The 22,443-nt window shown below is 71.6% G+C and carries 17 protein-coding genes; 7 read left to right on the forward strand and 10 right to left on the reverse strand.

What is annotated here, in order from left to right; genetic code table 11:
- The first annotated feature begins 54 nt into the window (after positions 1–54).
- From EST54_RS06010 to EST54_RS06020, 3 genes are all read left to right on the forward strand, one after another.
- Complete coding sequence (locus EST54_RS06010; RefSeq protein WP_129245918.1) at positions 55–1,809, forward strand: SDR family oxidoreductase; 1,755 nt, start codon at positions 55–57, stop codon at positions 1,807–1,809.
- 216 nt (positions 1,810–2,025) lie between these two features.
- Complete coding sequence (locus EST54_RS06015; protein WP_129245788.1) at positions 2,026–2,955, forward strand: metal-dependent hydrolase; 930 nt, start codon at positions 2,026–2,028, stop codon at positions 2,953–2,955.
- Positions 2,956–2,985: 30 nt separating this feature from the next.
- Entirely contained in the window at positions 2,986–4,167 is a 1,182-nt protein-coding gene (locus EST54_RS06020; protein WP_129245790.1) for a MerR family transcriptional regulator, read from the forward strand.
- 124 nt (positions 4,168–4,291) lie between these two features.
- On the opposite strand, the gene EST54_RS06025 is transcribed toward EST54_RS06020, so the two are convergent.
- Together EST54_RS06025 and EST54_RS06030 are read right to left on the reverse strand one after the other, a co-directional pair.
- Positions 4,292–5,641: a carotenoid oxygenase family protein gene (locus tag EST54_RS06025; RefSeq protein WP_129245792.1), complete on the reverse strand. Its 1,350-nt coding sequence runs from the start codon at positions 5,639–5,641 to the stop codon at positions 4,292–4,294.
- The gene (locus EST54_RS06030; protein ID WP_129245793.1) at positions 5,638–6,228 is read right to left on the reverse strand and encodes a hypothetical protein; all 591 of its coding nucleotides are present in this window, start codon (positions 6,226–6,228) and stop codon (positions 5,638–5,640) included. Before EST54_RS06030 ends, EST54_RS06025 begins: the two co-directional genes overlap by 4 nt.
- Before the next feature lie 139 nt (positions 6,229–6,367).
- Here EST54_RS06030 and EST54_RS06035 point away from each other — a divergent pair, with 139 nt between their 5' ends.
- Positions 6,368–6,985 carry a PadR family transcriptional regulator gene (locus EST54_RS06035; RefSeq protein ID WP_129245794.1) on the forward strand — a complete coding sequence of 206 codons (618 nt, stop codon included), beginning with the start codon at positions 6,368–6,370 and terminating at the stop codon, positions 6,983–6,985.
- A gap of 115 nt (positions 6,986–7,100) precedes the next feature.
- Positions 7,101–7,643: an RNA 2'-phosphotransferase gene (locus EST54_RS06040; protein WP_129245795.1), complete on the forward strand. Its 543-nt coding sequence runs from the start codon at positions 7,101–7,103 to the stop codon at positions 7,641–7,643.
- A gap of 120 nt (positions 7,644–7,763) precedes the next feature.
- Here EST54_RS06040 and pspAB read toward each other — a convergent pair whose 3' ends face one another.
- The 3 genes from pspAB to EST54_RS06055 all read right to left on the reverse strand — a co-directional run bounded on the left by pspAB (position 7,764) and on the right by EST54_RS06055 (position 10,384).
- Positions 7,764–8,327, reverse strand: coding sequence for a PspA-associated protein PspAB (gene pspAB / locus EST54_RS06045; protein ID WP_129245796.1), 564 nt, complete (start codon positions 8,325–8,327; stop codon positions 7,764–7,766).
- Positions 8,328–8,367: 40 nt separating this feature from the next.
- Positions 8,368–9,267, reverse strand: coding sequence for a zinc metalloprotease HtpX (gene htpX, locus EST54_RS06050; RefSeq protein ID WP_129245797.1), 900 nt, complete (start codon positions 9,265–9,267; stop codon positions 8,368–8,370).
- A 214-nt stretch (positions 9,268–9,481) separates the two neighbouring features.
- The gene (locus tag EST54_RS06055; protein ID WP_129245798.1) at positions 9,482–10,384 is read right to left on the reverse strand and encodes an LLM class flavin-dependent oxidoreductase; all 903 of its coding nucleotides are present in this window, start codon (positions 10,382–10,384) and stop codon (positions 9,482–9,484) included.
- A gap of 137 nt (positions 10,385–10,521) precedes the next feature.
- On the opposite strand from EST54_RS06055, the gene EST54_RS06060 reads away from it, so the two are divergent.
- Complete coding sequence (locus EST54_RS06060) at positions 10,522–11,457, forward strand: HAD hydrolase family protein (protein WP_129245799.1); 936 nt, start codon at positions 10,522–10,524, stop codon at positions 11,455–11,457.
- An 18-nt stretch (positions 11,458–11,475) separates the two neighbouring features.
- Here the strand turns inward: EST54_RS06060 and EST54_RS06065 are convergent, their stop codons facing one another.
- The 5 genes from EST54_RS06065 to hisC all read right to left on the reverse strand — a co-directional run bounded on the left by EST54_RS06065 (position 11,476) and on the right by hisC (position 20,805).
- A complete protein-coding gene (locus EST54_RS06065) occupies positions 11,476–13,155 on the reverse strand; it encodes a GAF domain-containing sensor histidine kinase (protein ID WP_129245920.1) in 1,680 nt (559 codons plus the stop codon).
- 147 nt (positions 13,156–13,302) lie between these two features.
- Positions 13,303–16,917, reverse strand: coding sequence for a thiol reductant ABC exporter subunit CydD (cydD, locus tag EST54_RS06070; protein ID WP_129245800.1), 3,615 nt, complete (start codon positions 16,915–16,917; stop codon positions 13,303–13,305).
- A gap of 39 nt (positions 16,918–16,956) precedes the next feature.
- Positions 16,957–17,958, reverse strand: a complete 1,002-nt coding sequence (cydB, locus tag EST54_RS06075; RefSeq protein WP_129245801.1) for a cytochrome d ubiquinol oxidase subunit II — start codon at positions 17,956–17,958, stop codon at positions 16,957–16,959.
- Between the two features lie 9 nt (positions 17,959–17,967).
- On the reverse strand, positions 17,968–19,476 hold the full coding sequence (locus tag EST54_RS06080) for a cytochrome ubiquinol oxidase subunit I (protein WP_129245802.1): 1,509 nt from the start codon (positions 19,474–19,476) through the stop codon (positions 17,968–17,970).
- Positions 19,477–19,725: 249 nt separating this feature from the next.
- On the reverse strand, positions 19,726–20,805 hold the full coding sequence (hisC, locus tag EST54_RS06085) for a histidinol-phosphate transaminase (RefSeq protein ID WP_129245803.1): 1,080 nt from the start codon (positions 20,803–20,805) through the stop codon (positions 19,726–19,728).
- 403 nt (positions 20,806–21,208) lie between these two features.
- On the opposite strand from hisC, the gene EST54_RS06090 reads away from it, so the two are divergent.
- The gene (locus EST54_RS06090; protein ID WP_093484204.1) at positions 21,209–22,309 is read left to right on the forward strand and encodes a LacI family DNA-binding transcriptional regulator; all 1,101 of its coding nucleotides are present in this window, start codon (positions 21,209–21,211) and stop codon (positions 22,307–22,309) included.
- Positions 22,310–22,443: the final 134 nt, after the last annotated feature.

Genomic DNA, 22,443 nt, shown 5'->3' on the forward strand with positions numbered 1-22,443 from the left:
GACGGGGCTGGCGACGGTGCCGGGGGCGCGGCCGGGGCCGGGGCCAGTGCCGGGATCGCGGGGGCGCGGGAGCGCTGGGTGCGGACCGGCGGTATCGAGCTGTGCGTCGCGGAGCTGGGGGATCCGGAACAACCCACGGTGCTGCTGGTGCACGGCTATCCCGACAGCAAGGAGGTGTGGTCCGAGGTCGCCCGCGGCCTGGCCCGCCGCTTCCATGTGGTGCTCTACGACGTCCGGGGCTGCGGCCGGTCCACCGCCCCGCGGCCGCTGCGGGGCGGCTTCACCCTGGAGAAGCTGACGGACGACTTTTTGGCCGTCGCCGACACCGTCAGCCCCGGCCGCCCGGTCCATCTCGTCGGCCACGACTGGGGCTCCGTACAGGCCTGGGAGTTCGCCACCGTGCGGCGTACGGAGGGCCGGATCGCCTCCTTCACCTCCCTGTCGGGCCCGTCCCTGGACCACTTCGGCCACTGGATCAAGAAGCGGATGACGCGCCCCACCCCCCGGCGCGCCGCCCAGCTGCTCCATCAGAGCGCCAAGTCCTGGTACGTCGGCGTGCTGCACACCCCCGTGCTGCCCGAGCTGGCATGGAAGGGCCCGCTCGGCAAGCAGTGGCCGCGGATTCTGGAGCGGATGGAGAAAGTGCCGGGCGGGGACTACCCCACCGCCTCGCTGCCGAGGGATGCGGCTCACGGCGCCTGGCTCTACCGCGACAATGTGCTCCCCCGGCTCCGCCGCCCGCGCGGCGACGCCTATGCGCACTGCCCGGTCCAGCTGATCACCCCCACCGGCGACGCCTTCCTCTCCGAGCGGCTCTATGACGACCTGGAGGAGTGGGCGCCCCAGTTGGTGCGCCGCACCCTCCCGGCCAAGCACTGGGTCCCGCGCACCCGCCCCGACCAACTCATCTCCTGGATCGGTGAGTTCGTCACCGCCAAGGAGGAGGGGGATCCGGCGAAGCGGGTCGTGGCGTCCGGCCCGCACGCCGACCGGTTCGGCGGACAGCTGGTGCTGGTGACCGGCGCGGCCAGCGGCATCGGCCGGGCGACGGCGTTCGCCTTCGCGGAGGCCGGCGCCCGGATCATCGCCGTCGACCGGGACGCCGAGGGCGCGGCACGGACCGCGGACATGTCCCGGCTGATCGGCGCACCCCAGGCCTGGGCGGAGGTGGTCGATGTCGCGGACGAGACGGCGATGGAGAAGCTGGCCGACCGGGTCGACGCGGAGTACGGCACCGTCGACGTGCTGGTCAACAACGCCGGCATCGGGCTGGCCGGTTCCTTTTTCCAGACCACCACCGAGGACTGGAAGAAGGTCCTTGACGTCAACCTCTGGGGGGTCATCCACGGTTGCCGGATCTTCGGCAGGCGGATGGCGGACCGCGGACAGGGCGGCCATATCGTCAACACCGCCTCGGCCGCCGCCTTCCTGCCGTCGAAGCTGCTGCCTGCCTACAGCACTTCCAAGGCGGCCGTCCTGATGCTCAGCGAGTGTCTGCGCGCCGAACTGGCAGGGCAGGGAATCGGCGTCACCGCCATCTGCCCCGGGCTGGTCAACACCGCCATCACGAACACCGCCCGCTTCACCGGAGTCCCGGCCGAGGAGGAGAAGCGCCGCCAGGAATCGGCCGCGCGGAGGTACCGGATGCGCAACTACCCGCCGGAGAAGGTCGCCGATGCCATCCTGCGTGCGGTGGTCCACAACCAGGCGGTGGTGCCGGTCACCCCCGAAGCACGCGGCGCCCGCCTGCTGTCCCGCTTCGCCCCGCGCATGCTGCGCGCCTTCGCCCGCTACGAGCCCCGGCTGTAGTGCCCTACGAACCCCGGTAACACCGGATGTAGCGCCGGGCGCCCGTCGAGTGTCCGCCGCGCACGGACGTCCGTCGGGTGTCCGCCGCGCACAGGCGCCCGTCGGGTGTCCGCCGCGCACGGCACTTCTCCCGGGCCGCCGGTGCAGCTTCTGCCCGGCCCGGGGCCCCGGGCGCCCCGCCGTGAACCAGAGAACTGCGCACCTCAGGAGCCGCGCATGAGCACCCCGTACCTCCCCTCGCACCCCCAAGAGCCCTACCCGATCGCGCCTCGCCGGGTCTCGTTCGACTGGCATGCCACGCCGCTGCTGTGGATACCGGACGAGCCCACCGCCACCCACGTCATCAATGTGCTGCATCTGCTGCTGCCGGCGGGCGAACGATGGTTCGTGAAGGTCTTCAAGGAAGCCCTGCCACTGGTCCGGGACGAGCAACTCCGCACGGACGTCAAGGGCTTCATGGGCCAGGAGGCCACCCACAGCGTCCAGCACTCCACCGTCCTCGACCACTTGGCCCACCAGGGCCTGGACACCGCTCCCTACACCCGGCGCATCGACTTCCTCTTCGCCCGCCTCCTGGGCGAGCAGCCGCCCTTCGGCATCCCGATCACCGGCCAGGAGTGGCTGCGCTTCCGGCTCTCCCTCATCGCCGCCATCGAGCAGTTCACCGCGGTGCTCGGCGACTGGGTGCTGGACGCCGAGGGCCTCGACCGTGCCGGACCCGACCCGGTCATGCTCGATCTGCTGCGCTGGCACGGTGCCGAGGAGGTCGAGCACCGCGCGGTCGCCTTCGACATGTACCAGCACACCGGTGGCGCGGATCCCGCCCGTTATCTCCGCCGGGCCCTGGGCATGGCCGTGACCGCCCCCGTGCTGCTCTACCTCTGGGGCTGGGGCGCGGCCTACCTCCTGCGGCACGACCCACAGCTCGCCGCCCGCTCCCGCTACTCCCTGCGCGCGCACAACCAGGCCGTCCGCAAAGGGCTGCTGCCCACCTGGCGTGAGCTGGGAGCGGCGATACCGCGGTATCTGCGGCGGTCGTACCATCCCTCGCAGGAAGGGTCGCTGCGCACGGCCGTCGCCTACCTGGCGTCCTCCCCGGCCGCGCGGGCCGCGGCGGGTGCGGTGGGCCGAGCGGCCCTCTCGTAGCGCGCGGCCATGGGGTGAGGAGCAACCATAGTGACCGAGCAGCCGCAGCCGGCCGAATACCGCATCGAGGACCTGGCTCACCTCAGCGGCGCCACGGTCCGCACCATCCGCGCCTATCAGGACCGCGGGCTGCTCCCCCGCCCGGAACGCCGGGGCCGGGCCAATGTCTACGGCGAGGCTCATCTGACCCGGCTGCGCCAGATCTCCGGTCTGCTCGACCGCGGCTACACCCTGGCCAGCATCAAGGAACTCCTCCAGGCCTGGGACGCCGGCCTCGACCTCGGCGGCGTCCTGGGTCTGGTCGCCGAGATCGACGGGCCGTGGACCGACGAGGAGCCCTCCCGCCTCTCCCGCACCGAACTGGACGCTGCCTTCGGGGGCACTTCCGACGAGACGGCGATCGCCGAGGCGGTCGAACTGGGCGTCCTGGAACGGGTCCCCGGCCGGGACGACGAGTTCCTCGTCCCCAGCCCGCAGGAACTCGCCGTCGCCGCCGAACTGCACTCCGCCGGGGTCCCGCTCCGGGCGATCTCCGGTCATCTGCGGGAGGTGCGCGGCCAGGTCGAGCACATCGCCGCCCGCTTCCTGGACTTCACCACCGAGCACGTCTTCCAGCCGTTCCTGGACCATCCGCCCACCGGGGCCGAGGCAGCGGAGGCCGCCACCCTCGTACGCCGGCTGCGCCCCCTGGCCCAGCAGACCGTCGACGCCGAACTCGCCCGCGCCATGCGCACCCTGGCCACCCGGTACTTGCGCCATCACCTCAGCGACGCACGGCCCGCGGAGGCGCGGAAGCCGACCGACGTAGTGGCCGGGGCGGCCCGGGGCCTCGGGAGTGTCCCCGGGCCCCGGGGCGCCGTCGGGTCACCGGCCGCCGCCGGGCCGGTATCGAACCCCCGTCCTGAGACCGGCCCGGCGGCAGCGTGCGAGGAGGTGCTGCTCCCCGCCGACGCCGTACGGGCCGTCCGGGCTCTGGTGGGCCCGGAGAACGCGGCCGCCTTCATCGCCGCCGCCGCGCAGCGGGAGGTCCAAGCCCGCACGATGGACGCGCTGGCGGCGGGCGGAAGCAAGCCCGCACCGGCGGGCGCAAGCGAGCCTGTACCGGCAGGCGGAAGCAGGCCCGCACCGGCAGACGCGGAGGCCGGTGGCCGGCGGCCGGATGGGCCGTCCGCCGAGGTGGACGACCGGGGCCACCCGGACGGGCGGCTCTGACCCTCGCCCGCAGCAGGCCCCCCGGCCGCGCTCCCGTGCCGTCCGCAGCCCGCCCAGGCCGTCGTATCCCTTTTGAGTTGTCAAGGTTCAGGCGGGGGCGGGGCTCACCCGCACCTCTGTTACATCAACTGGCAGGATCCGGAAGCCAGTTGCCGTGGAATCCGTAGGGCACCCGCTGGGGGAGATGGACCGTGGCGACCGGGTCGGCGGATATGTCCTCCGTGTCGAGTACGACGAAATCGCTGGTGTCGGTGGACGCGTCGTAGACATAGGTGATCAGCCAGCCGGGCCCTCCCGGGCGGTCATCGGCCGGGGCGAAGACCGCCTCGCACGGAGTGCGCCCCGGAGCGAATTCGTGCCGGACGACCGCACCCGTCTGCAGGTCGTAGCGGAGCAGGGCGCCGGGTATCGGACCACTGCCCGGCAGCTCTGCGGTGGTGGCATGGCCGAAGCGGGCCGGTTGCCCGGCGAGGCGGTCGTCCACCCTGGGGAACTCGCAGAAGTGGTCGTCGAGTTGTTCCTCGGCGACGGTGCCGGTGGCGAGATCGATCGTCCAGCGCCAGAGATGGGCCGGGCTCACGCCGCCGAATTCGGCGTAGCGGGCGACATGGAGAACGATGCGCTGGTCGCCCTCGTCGTGAGCGTTCAGGGCATGGAAGACATAGCAAGGGTCGATGGCCAGCCAGCGGACCTCACCATGGGGATCGTCGCGGCGCAGCACACCGAGCCGGGCCCCGTACTCCGGGTCCCAGCGGTACGGCATGCCGGGGTGGCTGCGGTCGAAGACCACCGGGAGGTCCATGAAGACGACATGGCTCGCGGTGAGATGGAAGTCGTGCATCATCGTCGGCCCCGGAACATCGATGGGGCGGCTGAGCACCAACTCCCCCGAGGCATCGGCACGGTGGTAGGTGAGATAGGGCGGGGTGGGGCCGCCGTATCCGAAGAAGTGCAGCTCACCGGTCACCGGACAGGTCTTGGGGTGAGCGGTCATGGCGGTGGTGAGCCGGCCCCCGAAGTCATAGGCACCGATGGTCTCCAGCTCATGGCCGGGGCGGCAGTCGATCTCGTAGGGGAACGCCGACTCGACCAGGGCGAGGGTGCGTCCGGCATGGCGGACGACATGGGTGTTGGCCACGCCCGCCGCCAGATTCCGGCGTCCCTGCGCGTCCACCGCCCGCGCGCCCTCGGTGAGGGCGGAGGTGCGCACCCAGCGGTTGCGGTAGGAGACGGCTCGGCCGCCCTCCAGACGCAGGCCGTGGACCATGCCGTCGCCGAAGAACCAGTGCGGGGTGGCGGCGTCCCGCGGGTTGGGGCCGTTGCGCAGGAACCAGCCGGTGAGCTCGGGCGGGATCGTGCCCGTGACCGGGAGGTCGTAGGCCGTCAGCTCATCCGTCACCGGGGCGAAGTTGCCGGCCATGTGCGGTGCGGGAGCATCGGATGCGGATGCAGTGGTCGGGGATGTGGTGGTCATGAGGCCAGGCCTCCTTGAATGTCGGCCCGCGTGCCGGACTCCTGCATGAAGCGGGCCCGGGCCCGTTCCGGATAGGCGGCGGTGAAGCGGGCGGGAAGGATGAATCCGGCGATCTGGATAAGGATCGAGAAGGCCACGCTCCACCCAAGGGAGGAGACGACGGTCTGGGCGATCGCGGTGAGAGTGAAGGACAGCGCCCAGGCGGCGGTGAGCACGACATTGATACGGCGGAACAGCGGAGCGTCCCAGACCTCCGGCGGAGCCACCCGGCGCGCGAACCCCAGAGTGAAGGGCCGCCGCACGGCGATCGACACCCAGGCGATCAGCGCCAGCCAGCCCATAGAGAGGGCGCTGCCGTAGTTCTTGAGACCGCTGTCGGGCTGGAGGAAGGCCAGCGTTCCGAGGGCCGCGAAGAACACGAGCGTGCCGTACTCCAGCAGTCGGTAGTCGAGCGAGAGGCCCGCCGCACGGTCGGTGAGGAGCAGCGCGACGGCTGACACCAGAGCGGCGAGCGCACCCCACTGCCAGCCGGCCGAGGACACCCCCGCGAAGACCAGCCAAGGAATGAAGCTCCGCAGATAGTTCATGGTTCCCCCTCATCACCCGCTCCCGCCGGCGCTCGACGCACCGACGAGACCGTCGCCTTGCGGTACATTCCAATCTCGACATGTCGAACATAGAAGCTCCACCTTTGACATGTCAACAGTGGAAGGTAAAGTCAGGGCCATGAGCCTGAAACATGCCGTGCTGGGCCTGCTGGCCGAATCCCCGGCGAGCGGCTACGACCTGATGAAGCTGTTCAACGTGTCGCTGTCGAATGTCTGGCCGGCCACACAGAGTCAGGTGTACGGCGAGCTCACCAAGCTCACGACCGCCGGTCTCGTCGAGGTCGCCGCCCACGGTCCCCGCGGACGCAAGGAGTACGCGATCACCGATGACGGCCTGGCGGAGCTGCGCCGCTGGCTCATCGAGGTCGAGCCCACGGGGCAGCAGCGCCATGACGGCCTGCTGCGCACCTTCTTCCTCGGCATCGTCACGCCGCTGGAGGCGCAGACGTACCTCCTGCATCAGGCCGACCGCGCCGCGCGCACCCGCGCCGAGCTGGAGCACCTCGAAGAGACCGCCCAGTGGGACGAGGAGATGATTTCGGTCTACGGGCGGATCGCGCTGGAGTACGGCCTGCGGATGTCGGCGACCCAGGAGGAGTGGGCGCGATGGGCGGCCGAAGAGGTCAACAGCGCAAAGGCGAGAAAAGCGGGCGAACTTGCGCGGCGGCAGCACGAGGAAGCGGGTCCGCAGGAGGAAAGCCGGCAGCCCGACGGAGCCCGGCCCGAAGGGGACTGACGCACCACGGCCGTCCGCGGACCCGACGGCCCCCGGACCGGATCTCCTCCAGGCCGGATAGCCACCGGCCCGCAATTCAGGTGCCGCCGGACGCCCGGCGCGGCACCCTGGAGGCATGGACAGCCAGCGCTCCGTGCGCCTCTCGAAGTACCTGGCGAAGCATCTGCGCCATGCGCCGGAACGGATCGGCATCACCCTCGACGCCCAGGGCTGGGTGCCCGTGGACGCGCTCATGACGGCGGCCGCACGGCATGGATTCCGGTTCTCCCGGGCGGAGTTGGAGCAGGTGGTCGCCGGCAACGACAAGCAGCGCTACGCCATCGAGGGCGACCGGATCCGGGCAAACCAGGGCCACTCCGTGCGGGTGGAGCTCGATCTGGAGCCGGCCGTACCGCCCGACCGGCTCTTCCACGGCACGGTGGGCCGTCGGCTGGCCGCCATCCGGGCCGAGGGGCTGCGGCCGATGTCGCGGCATGCCGTCCATCTCTCGCCCGACCGGGAGACCGCGACCCGGGTGGGCGCGCGCCGCGGCAGGCCCGTGGTACTCACCGTCGATGCGGCCGCGATGCACCGGGAGGGCCACGTCTTCCAGGTCAGCGCCAACGGCGTGTGGCTCACCGACCGGGTACCGGCCGCATACCTCCGCTTCCCGGGCTGAGCCCTCCTGGAGCCGGGAGACTTCCCCGCCGCCCGGGGCCGAAGCCCACAGCCCCGTGAGTCCGCAGCCCCATGAGCCCGCGCCCCGTGAGCACACCCGGTGGGCGCGCCCCACCCAGCCTCAGAGCCCCGGCGCACCCCACACCGGAAACCACCGCGACAGGTCCTGCTCGATCGTCAGGTCGTTCCCGAGCATCGCCCGCACCTGCAGTTCGAGCGGGTTGTCGCGCTTCTCGCCGGCGCCCGGCCTGGGGGCGAAGGGGTAGAACGTGCCGCGCTTGTAGAGGTAGACCAGCGCCAGCGGCCGCTGCCGTTCATCGCGGAAGCCGAGCAGCGAACACAGCAGCTGCGGGCCGAAACCCGCCTCCTCCAGCGAGGTGTTGACCGCGTGCAGGTCATTGACCAGGCCCGCCACGTCCTCCGCCGGATGCCGCGCGAGCAGCCACGAGTAGCCGTACGCGTCCTGGGAGAACTCCACCGAGCCGTCCAGCAGGGACTGCGCGTCCTCCTGGATGCGCGAGAACGTCCCGCCCTCGACGCTCGCGAAGCACACCGACCCCAGGCCGGTGGGCTCGAATCCGGCCGCGGCCTGGAGCGTCACCGCCGCGGCCGGCAGCGCGAAGAGCTGGTCGAGATCGGGGCGTACCGGCTTGCTGCGGCCGAGGAGGGCGTCCAGAAATCCCATGCGCGAGGTACTCCTTGCTCGTTACGGGCGGCATCGTGCGTCACGGCCGTCCCAGTTCCGCCGCGATCCGGCCCAGCTGGTCCAGCCGCTGCTCCAGCGTCGGGTGCGAGGACAGCAGCGTGCTGAAGCTCTCCTTGTTGAACGCCGGGGCGAAGTAGAAGGCGTTGAACGGCTGCGCCTTGCGCAGGTCTTCGGTCGGGATCCGCGCGATCTGGCCGGTGACCTTGGTCAGCGCGGCGGCCAGCGCCGACGGGCGGCCGGTCAGCAGCGCGGCGGCCCGGTCGGCGGACAGCTCGCGGTAACGGGACAGCAGCCTGGTCAGCAGGAAGCTGATCGCGTAGACGACCACGCTGACGGCGGTGACGATGAGCACGGCGATGGCCGCGTTCTGGTCACGGTTGTTGCGGCCGACCCCGCTCCACAGGGCGGCGCGGGTGATGATCCCGGCCAGCACGCCGAGGAACGAGGCGATGGTCATCACCGCGACGTCGCGGTGCGCGACGTGCGAGAGCTCATGGGCCAGCACGCCCTCCAGCTCCTCCGGCTCCAGCCGCCGGAGCAGCCCGGTCGTGGCGCAGACCATCGAATTCTTCTGGTTGCGGCCGGTGGCGAACGCGTTGGGCACGTCCGACTCCGCGATCGCGACCCGGGGCTTGGGCATGTCGGCCAGCGCACACAGCCGGTCGACGGCGCCGTGCAGTTCGGGCGCCTGCTCCGGCGTGACCTCACGGGCCCCCATGCTGAATGCCGCGATCCGGTCGCTGTACCAGAACTGCGCGACGAACAGGGCACCGGCGATCAGCAGCACCACCACCCAGGCGCCCTTGAGCAGCACCACCAGCACGCCGACGACCACCACGTACAGCAGTCCGATGAAGAACATCGTCGTGACCATGCGTGAGGTCAGCCCGCGGTCCGGGGCGAATCGGGTCTGTGCCATGACTCCTCCACACGCCGCATTTCGCGCAGTGCGCCGGCCCGCTCGCGCGCCGTCTTCGCACCGCGCGCCGCGTACCTCACACTGCGCCGCTGCCCCGATTCTCCCTCTTCGCAGCTATATGCGGGGTAAAGCCCAGGCCAGAAGACCACCGGGCGCGTCGTAGCGGCCGGTCCCCCGCACGCCGAGGGGCGGGCCGCTCCCGGAGAAGCCCCGTTTACCGGCCCGCCCCCAGCTGCGCCAGCCCCTCCGTGGCGATCCGCTCGAAGACCGCGGGATCGGCCTCGAAGAGCGAATCGGCGATCGGCCAGTGCAGGACCAGCTCGTCGAAGCCCAGCTCGGCGTGGCGTCCGGCGAAGTCGACGAACGCGTCCACGGAGTCCAGCGGACGGTCCGGGGTGAAGCCGGTCAGCATGATCTTCCGCAGCTCGGCGAGGTCCCGCCCCTGGTCGGCGCAGGCCTTCCCGAGCCGTTCGAGCTGCCCGCGGATCGCCTCGCGCGACTCGTCGGGCGTACCGCCCCCGTTGGAGACCTTGGGATCACCCGTCGTCACCCAGGCCTGGCCGTAGCGGGCCGCCAGCTTCAGCCCGCGCGGACCGGTGGCCGCCACCGCGAACGGCAGCCGCGGCCGCTGCACACAGCCGGGGATGTTGCGCACCTCGTGCGCGGAGTAGTGCTCGCCCCGGTAGGAGACGACGTCCTGGGTCAGCATCCGGTCCAGCAGCCCGACGAACTCGGCGAAACGGTCGGCCCGTTCCCGCGGCTCCCAGGGGTCCTGTCCCAGCGCGGTGGCGTCGAAGCCGTTGCCGCCGGCGCCGATGCCCAGGGTGATCCGGCCGGCGCTGATGTCGTCCAGGGAGATCAGTTCCTTGGCGAGGGTGACCGGGTGCCGGAAGTTCGGGGAGGTGACGAGGGTGCCCAGGCGCAGCCGGGAGGTGGCGGCCGCGGCCGCGGTCAGCGTCGGCAGGGCGCCGAACCAGGCCTGGTCGCGGAAGCTCCGCCACGAGAGGTGGTCATAGGTGTACGCGGCGTGGAAACCCAGTTCCTCGGCGCGCTGCCACACCTCCCGCCCGCCTTCGGACCAACGGCGGACAGGGAGTATCACGGTGCTCAGTCGCATGCCCCCGAGCGTACGGCCGCCCGGGGGCGGCGGACGATCCGCTGCGGCGGCGGTGCGGTCCACTACAGCGCCCCGCCGGTGGCTCATGCGCGCAACCCACCGCCCGCCTGTGCACGGCGGTGCGCGAAGATGGCCCCGTGACTGATGCCTCCGCCACGCCATCCCGGGGCCCCGATACGGCCGTTGCGCCCCGGCTGATCGCCACCGACCTCGACGGCACGCTGCTGCACGACGACAAGACGGTCTCCGACCGGACGATCGCCGCGCTCGCCGCCGCGGAGCGAGCCGGCATCGAGGTGTTCTTCGTCACCGGCCGGCCGGCCCGCTGGATGGGCGTGGTCAGCGACCATGTGCACGGACACGGCCTGGCGATCTGCGCGAACGGCGCGGCCGTCGTCGATCTGCACCGCGGCGGCCGGATCGTCGAGGTCAGCCCCCTGGAGCGGACCGTCGCGCTGGCCGTCGTGGACGCGCTGCGCGGCGCCGCGCCCGGTACCTCGTTCGCGGTCGAGCGCACCGGCGGCATCCACTACGAGCCGCAGTACCCGCCCCTGCTCCTGGACCCGGCCGCGGTCGTCGCGCCGGCGGAGAAGCTGCTCGCCGAGGACTTCGTCACCCCGCTGGGCCCGGAGGGGTCCCTGCCGGAGGACCCGGCCGGTGCCCCCGAGGCCCCCGCCTTCCCGGACCAGCCGGTGATCAAGCTGCTCGCGCACCACCCCGAGCTGGACCCCGACGCCTTTCTCGCGCTGGCCCGTACGGTCGCGGGCGGGCTCGCCTCCTTCACCCGGTCCAGCCCGACCGCCCTCCTGGAGATCAGCGGGCCCGGAGTCAGCAAGGCGGGCACCCTCGCCCACTGCTGTGCGGAGCGCGGCATCGCCCCGGAGGAGGTCGTCGCCTTCGGGGACATGCCGAACGACATAGAGATGCTGACCTGGGCCGGCACCGCGTACGCGATGGCCAACGCCCACCCGGATGTACTGGCCGCCACGGCGCGCCGCACCGCGTCCAACAACGACGACGGCGTCGCGGTCGTCATCGAGCGGATCCTCCAGGACGGCCACCGGCAGCGCTGAGCGCGCCCCCACGCCGCCTCACAGCGGCGCCTCCCACCGCACCGTCGTCCCCGTGCCGGCCTCGCCCAGCCCCGGGCCGTAGGTGCTGCGCCCGCCCAGCGACTCCGCGCGCTTGGCGAGGTTCTTCAGGCCGCTGCGGCGACCGCCGTCCGGGATGCCGATGCCGTCGTCGGCGACGGTCAGACGGACGCCGCGGGTGCCGTCCGACAGCCTGATCGTGGCGTCGACGACGACCTCGATCCGGGTCGCCTGGGCGTGCCGGAAGGCGTTCGACAGCGCCTCGCGCAGCGCGGCGATCAGGTTCTTGCCGGTCAGCTCGCCGACCCGGGAGTCGACCGGCCCGATGAAGCTGGCCGAGGGCTGGAAGCCGAGCGGTACGGCGGCGGTGCCGATCTCGCGCAGGACCCGGGTCCGCAGCCCCGACGGTGCCTCGGCCGGGCCCTGCTGCAGGGCGAAGATCGCGGTGCGGATCTCCTGGATCGTGACGTCCAGCTCGTCGACCGCCTTGCCGACGCCCAGCGCCACGTCCGGCACGATCGTTCTGCGCTGGGCGCTCTCCAGGATCATGCCCGTCGCAAACAGCCGTTGGATGACGAGGTCGTGCAGGTCACGGGCGATCCGGTCGCGGTCCTCGTAGACGGCCAGCCGCTCGCGGTCGCGCTGGGCGTCGGCCAGCACCAGCGCCAGTGCGGCCTGCGCCGCGAACTGGGTGGCCAGCGTCCGCTCGGCGGCGGTGAACGGGCGGGCACCGCGGCTCCGCGGGGTCGCGAGGGTGCCCAGTACCCGTCCGCCGCTCTTGAGCGGCAGCATCATGCTGGGGCCGAAGCGCTGCGCGATGTCCGTGACCATGCGCGGGTCGCTGGCCGAGTCCTCCACGAACACCGGTTCCCCGGTGAGGAGTTGCTCGACCACCGGGCTGTCGTTCGGGATCTGCGTCCCCATGATCCCGGCGGGTTCGTCCGCCGACACCGCGACGATCTCCAGACCGCCTTCGTCATCCGGCAGCAGCACGATGCCGGCCGCCGAATCCGCCAGCTTCCGGGCCTGCTCGGCGACCACCGCGAGGGCATCGTCGACATCGCTGCCGGCGAGGAGTTCGGTGGTCACGGCCACGGAACCGTCGATCCACCGCTCCCGCTGCCGGGTTGCCGCATGCAGCCGGGCATTGCCGATCGCGATACCGGCCTCGGTGGCCAGCACCCGCACCATGTGCAGGTCCTCCTCGCTGAACTCCGCGCCGCCGCGCTTCTCCGTCAGATAGAGGTTGCCGAAGACCTCGCCCTGCACCCGGATCGGCACCCCGAGGAACGTCCGCATCGGCGGGTGCCCGGGCGGGAACCCGACCGAGCGGGCGTCCTCGGTGAGGTTGCCCAGGCGCAGCGGCTCGGGATCGTGGATGAGCGCACCGAGCAGGCCCTTGTGGCCGTCGGGCAGTGCGCCGATCTGCTCGTGCTGCGCAGTGGTCACGCCGTACGTCACGAAGTCCGAGAGCCCCGCGCGGGTCTCGTCGACGATCCCGATCGCGGCATAGCGGGCGTCGGCGAGCTCGGCGGCGGTCGCCACGATCCGGTCGAGGGTGACGTGCAGGTCGAGCCCCGCCCCGACCGTCCGCATCGCCTCCAGCAGGTGCGGCACCCGCGCGGTCAGCTCGGGCGACAGACCCTGCAGGCTGCGCGTGGCCTCGGTGGCGGCGTCGATGGGGTCCGGGGCCGCACCCTCGCCACCGGCCCCGAGGTCCCCCGGGTCCGGGAGTGGTGGTTCTGCCGTGGCTGCCATGCCATGAGCCTAATAACGGCTGTTTTCTGAGGAAAGTCCGCGTATAGGACGAACTCCGCGGACCGCGCCCTATGCCACCGGCTGTGCCGCCCCGTACGCCGCCTCCACGGCCCGCTCGCGCTCCCGCATCCGCCGGAACGAACCCTCGGCCGCGGCCAGCTCGGCCGGGCTCCCGCTCTGCACGATCCGCCCGCCGTCCAGCACCAGCACCTCGTCGACCGCGTCGAGACCGGTGAGCCGGTGGGTGATCAGCACCGTCGTCCGGCCCTCGGTCGCGGCCAGCAGATCCGCGGTCAGCGCGTCGGCGGTGGCCAGATCGAGGTGCTCGGCGGGCTCGTCCAGGACGAGCACCGGGAAGTCCGCGAGCAGCGCACGCGCCAGGGCCAGCCGCTGCCGCTGGCCGCCGGACAGCCGGGCACCGTGCTCACCGACCATGGTGTCCAGACCGTCGGGCAGCCCCCGCACCCAGTCCGCGAGCCGCGCCCGGCCGAGCGCGTCCCACAGGTCCCGGTCGGCGCCGTCCGGGGTCTCGCGGTCCCGGCGGGCGAGCCTGAGGTTCTCCCGCAGCGAGCTGTCGAAGAGGTGCGCGTCCTGCGCACACAGCCCCACCAGTCGCCGGACCGCGTCGCCGTCGACCTCCCGGGCCTCCGTGCCGGCCAGTGTGTACGTCCCCGACTCCTGGTCCAGGAAGCGCAGCAGCACCTGCGCCAGCGTGGTCTTGCCGGAGCCGGACGCGCCGACGACGGCGAGCCGGTGCCCGGCCCGCAGGGTGAAGCCGACCCCGTCCAGCGCCGGCCGGTCCTGCCCCGGGTGGCGCGCGGTCAGATCCCGTACCACCAGCGGGAACGGCGTCTCGGGCGCGGCGGCCGGGGCGGCCGGCTCGCGCACCGGCGCCGGGGCGTCCAGCACGTCGAAGACCCGCTCGGCGGCGTGCCGGGTGCGCCGGCGGTACTGCACCGCGAGCGGCAGCCCCGTGACCGCCTCGAACGCGGCGAGCGGGGTGAGCACGACGACCGCCAGCAGCACCCCGTCCAGCCGGCCCGCGTGCACCGCCTGGACACCGGCGACCGCCGCCGCGGCAGTGGTCAGCCCGCACAGCAGCGCCGACAGCCCGGCGCCGGTCCCGGCCACCGCGGCCGAACGGGAGGCGAGCACGGTCAGGTCCCGGTCCGCGCGCCGCACCGCTTCGGTACGAGCGGTGAGCGCGCCGGCCACCGTCAGCTCCGCGGTGCCGGTGAGCACCTCGACGACCCGGGTGGCGAGCCGGCCCCGCGCCGGCGCCAGCTGACGCTCCGCCCGCCGGGCCAGGGCGCCCGAGAGCACCGGCACGCCCACCCCCGCGAGCAGCAGCCCGGCGGCGAGGATCGCCCCCGCCTGGGGCAGCAGCCATCCGGTGAAGCCGACGGCGCCCGCACCGACCACCACCGCCGCCCCGACCGGCAGCAGCCAGCGCAGGAAGTAGTCCTGCACCGCATCGACATCGGCCACCAGCCGCGACAGCAGATCACCGCGGCGGCGACCGGTGAGCCCGGCCGGCGCCAGCCGCTCCAGCCGCTGGAAGACGGCGACGCGTACGTCGGCGAGCATCCGGAACACCGCGTCATGGGCGACCAGCCGCTCGGCGTACCGGAAGACCGCCCGCCCGATGCCGAACGCCCGGGTCGCGGTCACCGCCACCAGCAGATACAGCACCGGCGGCTGCTGTGCCGCGCGCGAGATCAGCCAGCCGGAGGTCGACATCAGCCCCACCGCGCTGCCCAGCGCGAGGCTCCCCAGCAGCAGCGCCAGCCCCAGCCGTGCCCGGCGGGCGCGGGCCGTCCCGCGCAGCCGGGCGAGCGCCGCCCCGCGGGCGGGGCCCGCCGTCTCCGCTGCTGTGGCCTCGGTGGCGTCCGGGTCCCGGGGAGCGGGGATCACCGCCATTTCCGGGGGCACCGCCGCTCCCGTTCCGGCGCCGGTGCGCGGCTCCGCCTCCCCGGCGCCGGCCGGCTCAGCCCCACCTGCCGGCGCCGCCGGGTCCGGCAGCCGCACCACCCGGTCCGCCACCGCCAGCAGCGCCGGCCGGTGGACGACGAGCAGGACCGTACGGCCGGCCGCGAGCCGGCGGACCGCGGCCACGATCGCCTCCTCGGTCGCGCCGTCCAGATTCGCGGTGGGCTCGTCCAGCAGCAGGATCGGGCGGTCGGCGAGAAAGGCGCGGGCGAGCGCGAGACGCTGACGCTGTCCGGCGGAGAGCCCGGCACCGGACTCGCCGAGCCGGGTCGCCATACCGTCCGGGAGGGCGTCGACGAAGTGCAGCGCATCCGCGTCGGCCAGGGCGGTGCGCACCGCGGCGTCCTCCGCGTCCGGCCGCGCCAGCCGTACGTTCTCGGCGATGCTGCCGGCGAACAGGTGCGGCTGCTGCGGCACCCAGGCGATCCGCCGCCGCCAGCTCTCGGGGTCCAGGGACGCGATGTCCCGTCCGTCGACGAGGGCCCGGCCCCCGGCCGGTTCGGTGAAACCGAGCAGCACGCTCAGCAGCGTGGACTTACCGGCGCCGGAGGGCCCGACCAGCGCGACGGTCTCGCCGGGCCGGACCTCGAACGAGGTCGCGGGGAGCGAGGCGGCACTCCGCCCGGGGTGTCGGACGACCAGATTCTCGACGGCCAGCGCGGTGCCCCCGGGCGCGGGTGCGGTGCCGGGCACCGGCAGCGGCGTCTCCAGGACCGCGAAGATCTCCTCCGCGGCCGCCAGCCCCTCGGCCGCGGCGTGGTACTGCGCGCCGACCTGCCGCAGCGGCAGATAGGCCTCGGGGGCCAGAACCAGCACCATCAGGCCGGTGTAGAGATCGAGTTCGCCCTTCACCAGGCGCATACCGATGCCGACCGCGACCAGCGCGACGGAGAGGGTGGCGAGGAGTTCGAGGGCGAAGGAGGAGAGAAAGGCGATCCGCAGCGTGCGCAGCGTCGCCCGGCGGTAGGCACCGGTGATGGACCGGATGGAGGCGGCCTGGGCCTTGGCCCGGCCGAACACCTTGAGGGTGGGCAGCCCCTCCACGACGTCCAGGAAGTGACCCGACAACCGGGCGAGCAGCCGCCACTGGCGGTCCATCCGCGACTGGGTCGCCCAGCCGATCAGGACCATGAACAGCGGGATCAGCGGCAGGGTGAGCACGATGGTGAGGGCGGAGATCCAGTCGCCGGTGACGATCCGCGCGAGCACCGCCACCGGGACCACGACCGCCAGCCCCAGCTGCGGCAGATAGCGCGCGAAGTAGTCGTCCAGGGCGTCGATACCGCGGGTGGCAAGGTTGGTCAGCTCACCGGTGTGCCACGTGGCACCGTACGACGCTTCCTCGGACGTGGTGGCCGGGCGCCGGGTGGAGCCCAGCCGCGCCGCCCGCTCGATCAGCCGCGTCCGCAGCTCGGACTTGACCGCCGCACCGGCACGGTGAGCAGCCAGCTCGGTGAGCCAGGAGACCAGACCACGTCCGACGGAGACCGCGGCGAGCAGGACCAGCGGGGTGGTCAGGCCTCCGGGACCGAGACCGTGCTGGAAGGCGCCGACCACGATCTCGGCGATCAGCATCGCCTGGCCGACGACCAGGCCCGCTCCGGCAAGCCCGAGCACGACCACCGCGACGAGGAAGCCGCGGGTGGCGCGGGCGTAGCGGAGCAGACGCGGGTCGACGGGTTTCACGTGAAACATCCCCTCCTGCCGAGGCCGCCCCGAAGGGCGGCCGCTCGGCTAGTGGGCATCGGCGAGGTGCTGGGTGCCGATGCGCTTGCGGAAGACCCAGTACGTCCACCCCTGGTAGAGCATCACGAGGGGCGCGGCGAACCCGGCACCCCAGGTCAAGATCTTCAGGGTGTACGGGCTGGACGAGGCATTGCTGACGGTGAGGCTCCAGCTCGCGTTCAGCGTGGACGGCATGACGTTCGGGAAGAGCGTCAGGAAGAGCATCGAGACCGCGGCCACGATCGTGACGCCGGAGAACACGAAGGCCCAGCCCTCGCGGCCCAGCCGGTTGGCTCCCAACGCCGCGACCAGCGCGATCACCGCGACCAGCAGGACGACCAGGCTGGTGCGGTCGCCCTTGGCGGTCTGGGTCCAGCCCAGGAAGCCGATCACCAGCACCGCGGCGGTCAGCCCGACGACGGTCGCCGTCCGACGTGCCCGCTCCCGGATGTCGCCGACGGTCTTGAGCGAGGCGAACACCGCACCGTGGAAGGTGAACAGCGTCAGCGTGACCAGCCCGCCGAGGAGCGCGTAGGGGTGGAAGAGGTCGAGCAGGCTGCCGACGTACTCCTTGTGGGCATTGATCTTCACGCCGTGCACGACGTTGCCGAAGATGACGCCCCACAGCACCGCGGGCAGCAGCGAGGCCCAGAAGATCACCTGCTCCCAGTTGCGCTGCCAGCGCTCCTCGGGCCGCTTGACGCGGTACTCGAAGGCGACACCGCGCAGGATCAGACAGACCAGGATCAGCAGCACCGGCAGATAGAAGCCGGAGAACAGGGTGGCGTACCAGTCGGGGAAGGCCGCGAAGGTCCCGCCGACCGCGCTGAGCAGCCAGACCTCGTTGCCGTCCCAGACCGGCCCGATGGTGTTGATCAGTACGCGCCGCTCGCGCCGGTCGCGGGCGAGGAGCTTGGTGAGGACGCCGATCCCGAAGTCGAACCCTTCGAGGAAGAAGTACCCGACCCAGAGGAAGGCGATGAGGACGAACCAGACGTCGTGGAGTTGCACGGTCGCCTCCTAGTACGAGAAGGCCATCGGCCGGTCGGCGTCCGTGCTGTCGCCGCCGATCCTGGTGGGCGGATTGAGGTCGGAGTCGGTGAGCTCCTGCGGGCCTGCCTTGACGTACTTCACCAGCAGCTTGACCTCGACCACGGCGAGGATCGCGTAGAGCGTGGTGAAGACGATCATCGAGGTGAGCACCTCGCCCTGCGAGACGCCGGGGGACACCGCGTCCGAGGTGCGCAGCACGCCGTAGACGACCCAGGGCTGGCGGCCCATCTCGGTGAATATCCAGCCCCACGAGTTCGCGATCAGCGGGAAGCCGAGGGTGACGAAGGCGAGCGACCAGTACGCCCTGCTCAGCCGGGCACCGAGCACCTTGTTCTTGGTGAGCGCGAGATGGGGTGGTTCCTCGTCCCCCGTCCTCAGTCCCGGCGCGAGCCAGAACTTCCTACGGGTGAGCCAGAGGCCGGCCAGCCCGATGGCGAACGACGACATCCCGAAGCCGATCATCCAGCGGAAGCCCCAGTAGGCGACCGGGATGTTGGGCCGGTAGTCACCGGGCCCGAACTTCTGCTGCTCGGACTTGTTGACGTCGTTGATGCCGGGGACCGGCGAGGTGAAGTCGCTGTGCGCGAGGAAGGAGAGCAGACCCGGGATCTCGATGGCGACGTCGTTGTGCCCCTTTTCGACATCTCCGTAGGCGAAGACCGAGAACGGCGCCGGCTCCTCCTTGTCCCACAGCGCCTCGGCGGCGGCCATCTTCATCGGCTGCTGCTGGAACATGACCTTGCCGAGCGAGTCACCGCTGATCGCGGTGAGGACGCCGGCGATGACCAGGGTGACCAGCCCGAGCCGCAGCGAGGTGCGCATGACCTTGATGTGCTTCTTGCGCATCAGATGGAAGGCGGCGATGCCGACCATGAACGCGGCGCCGGTCAGGAAGGCCGCGGTCAGCGTGTGGAAGGCCACGACCAGGGTGGTGTCCTGGGTCAGCACCTTCCAGAAGTCGGTCAGCTCGGCGCGGCCGGTGGTGGCGTTGTACTTGTAGCCGACCGGGTGCTGCATCCAGGAGTTCGCCGCCAGGATGAAGTACGCCGACAGGATCGTGCCGATCGAGACCATCCACATGCAGAAGCAGTGGATCTTCTTCGGCAGCTTGTCCCAGCCGAAGATCCACAGACCGATGAATGTGGACTCGAAGAAGAAGGCGATCAGTGCCTCGAGGGCCAGCGGGGCACCGAAGACGTCCCCGACGAACCGCGAGTAGTCGGACCAGTTCATCCCGAACTGGAATTCCTGGACGATGCCGGTGACCACACCCATCGCGATGTTGATCAGAAACAGCTTGCCCCAGAACTTCGTGGCCTTGAGGTACTGCTGCTTCCCCGTGCGTACCCATGCGGTCTCCAGTCCGGCCACCAGAGCGGCGAGGGAGATCGTCAGGGGGACGAACAGGAAGTGGTAGACGGTCGTGATGCCGAATTGCCATCGCGCCAGAGTCTCCGGCGCCAGCGCCAGTTCCACGCCGCTTCCTCCTTACGTCGCCGTTGCACAGCACGAGTGCCCTTTTTGCACCAGATAAAGCGGCACATAAAGGCGCGCTTGTGAACGCGTTCACATTCACAAGCATTATCTCCTACCGGTCTTCCGCCTTACCTATGGGGGGTGCGTGACCGCGGTCACGCCCGAATCCATGGTGCGCCGGGCAGAAAAATTCCGAGGCCGCGGGTCCAGGGAAGGGACCCACGGCCTCGGAGGAGGTCGTACGACGCCTCAGAGCGCCTTGCGGAACTCCTCCGCGGCCTGGAGGAACAGATCCATCGCCGGGCTCTCGCCGATCGTCACCCGCACACCCTCCCCGGGGAACGGCCGGACCACCACGCCGGCCCGCTCACAGGCCGCCGCAAAGTCGGTCGTCCGGTCGCCCAGCCGCAGCCAGACGAAATTGGCCTGCGTCTCGGGAACCGTCCAGCCCTGCCCGAGCAGCCCCTCCACCACCCGCGCCCGTTCGGCCACCAGCGCGTCCACCCGCTCCAGCAGCGCCGCCTCGCTGCGCAGCGAGGCCACCGCCGCCTCCTGCGCGAGCTGGCTCACACCGAACGGCACCGCCGTCTTGCGCAGCGCGGCGGCCACCGGCTCGTGCGCCACCGCGAAGCCGACCCGCAGCCCCGCCAGGCCGTACGCCTTGGAGAAGGTGCGCAGCACACACACATTGGGGCGGTCCCGGTAGAGGTCGAGCCCGTTCGGCACCTCGGCATCGCGCACGAATTCGCAGTAGGCCTCGTCCAGCACCACCAGCACGTCGTCCGGCACCCGGTCCAGGAAGGACTCCAGCTCCGCACGGCGTACGACGGTGCCGGTGGGATTGTTGGGGTTGCAGACGAAGATCAGCCGGGTCCGGTCGGTGATCGCCGCGAGCATGGCCTCCAGGTCGTGCACCTCATCGGAGTCCAGCGGGACCTGCACGGACGTGGCGCCGGAGACCTGGGTGACGATCGGGTACGCCTCGAACGACCGCCAGGCGTAGATCACTTCATCGCCGGGCCCGGCCGTCGACTGGATCAGCTGCTGGGCCACGCCCACCGAACCGGTGCCGGTCGCCAGATGCTCCACCGGCACCGAGAACCGCTCGGACAGCTCCGCCATCAGGCCCGTGCAGGCCATGTCGGGGTAGCGGTTGAAGGAACCGGCGGCGGTCACCGCGCTCTCCAGGACACCCGGCAGCGGCGGATAGGGGTTCTCGTTGGAGGACAGCTTGTAGGTGACGGGGCCGCCGGTCGCCGCCGGCCGGCCCGGCTTGTAGGTGGGGATGCCGTCCAGCGCAGTACGCAGCTTGGGGGTCTTCTCGCTCACCGCAGGTCCTCCTCGACCGTCCGCTCGTCTCCAATACTGCACACCTTATGAGGATTGACCCGTTCGGCGGCAGCCCCGACGCTGCCGGAGCGCACCGCGCGCCCCTGGCACCCTCACCCGGACGGCCCCGCGCAACGCCGTCGAAGGGCGCTGCCCGATCCGGTGCGCGCCGGTGGCTCGCGCCGTGGCGCGCGTCCCCCGTCAAGGTGACTTGAGGCCACTCCGAGACCTGAACCGACCGAGAGGTAAAGCCGCCGCATCTCCCCCGGAATAACTGCTTCCCTCACCAACTACCTGCGAATTAAGGCTACTTGGCGGCTTTCCGCCATGCAGAAACGTGTCTTTCCGAAGCCGTCACCCAACCCCCGTGAAGGGCTCTCATGAGCCCTACTATCGGCTCGCCATGACAGCAGCAGGGAAGCACCAGGTGAGCCGGTCAACCGGTCGCCGGCTGGGGCGTGCGGGCATCCGGGACGTGGCCGCCGCAGCCGGTGTGTCGATCACGACTGTCTCCGACGCGCTCAACGGCAAGGGCCGGCTTCCGGATGCCACCCGTAGCCATGTCCGCGAGGTGGCCGACCGGCTGGGCTACCGCCCGTCCGCAGCCGCCCGCACCCTCCGTACCGGCAAGTCGGGCCTCCTCGGCCTGACCGTGACCACGTACGGGGATGAACCTTTCACCTTCACCGAATTCGCGTACTTCGCCGAGATGGCCAGAGCCGCCACCTCCGCGGCCCTGGCCCGCGGCTATGCGCTGGTCATCCTCCCCGCGACCTCCCGCCACGACGTGTGGTCCAACGTCGCCCTGGACGGCACCGTCGTCATCGACCCCGCCGACGGCGACCCCGTCGTCACCGAGCTCGTCCGGCACGGCATCCCCGTCGTCTCCGACGGCCGGCCCGGCGGCGCGCTGCCGGTCACCGGCTGGGTCGACAACGATCACGAGGCAGCCGTCCTCGGTCTCCTCGACCACCTCGCCGACGCCGGCGCCCGCCGCATCGGGCTGCTCACCGGCAACACCACCGACACCTACACACGACTGTCGACCACCGCCTATCTGCACTGGTGCGAGCGGGTCGGCCAGGACCCGGTGTACGAGTCCTACCCGGCACACGACCCGTGCGCGGGGGCAGTCGCCGCCGACCGGCTGCTGGCCCGCCCGGACCGCCCGGACGCGGTGTACGGGCTCTTCGACCCCAACGGCACGGACCTGCTCGCCGCTGCCCGGCGCTACGGGCTGCGGGTGCCGGAGGACCTGCTGCTGGTGTGCTGCAGCGAGTCCACTCTCTACGCCGCCACCGAACCGCCCGTCACCACGCTGTCCCTCAAGCCGCGCCGTATCGGCACCGCCGTCGTCCAGATCCTCATCGACGCCATCGAGGGGCTCGACACCGGCCGGCCCATCGAACAGGTCATACCGACCGACCTGATCATCCGGGCCTCGTCCCAGCGACGCTCTCCCCGAACGACCGTCAGTCCACCACGGGCACCCACCGGCGACTGACCTTGATCGCACATACGGAGGACCGAACGCTCCCTTGCGCACGGAAAAAACAGGGCGATCCCGGGATAAATCATCCGCGAACGCCGGGCTCCGGCGGATTGACCACCCCCGGGTGCGTCACAACCCGCTACCGG

It is taken from the genome of Streptomyces sioyaensis (genome assembly GCF_004122735.1).
GTDB classification, from domain to species: domain Bacteria; phylum Actinomycetota; class Actinomycetes; order Streptomycetales; family Streptomycetaceae; genus Streptomyces; species Streptomyces sioyaensis.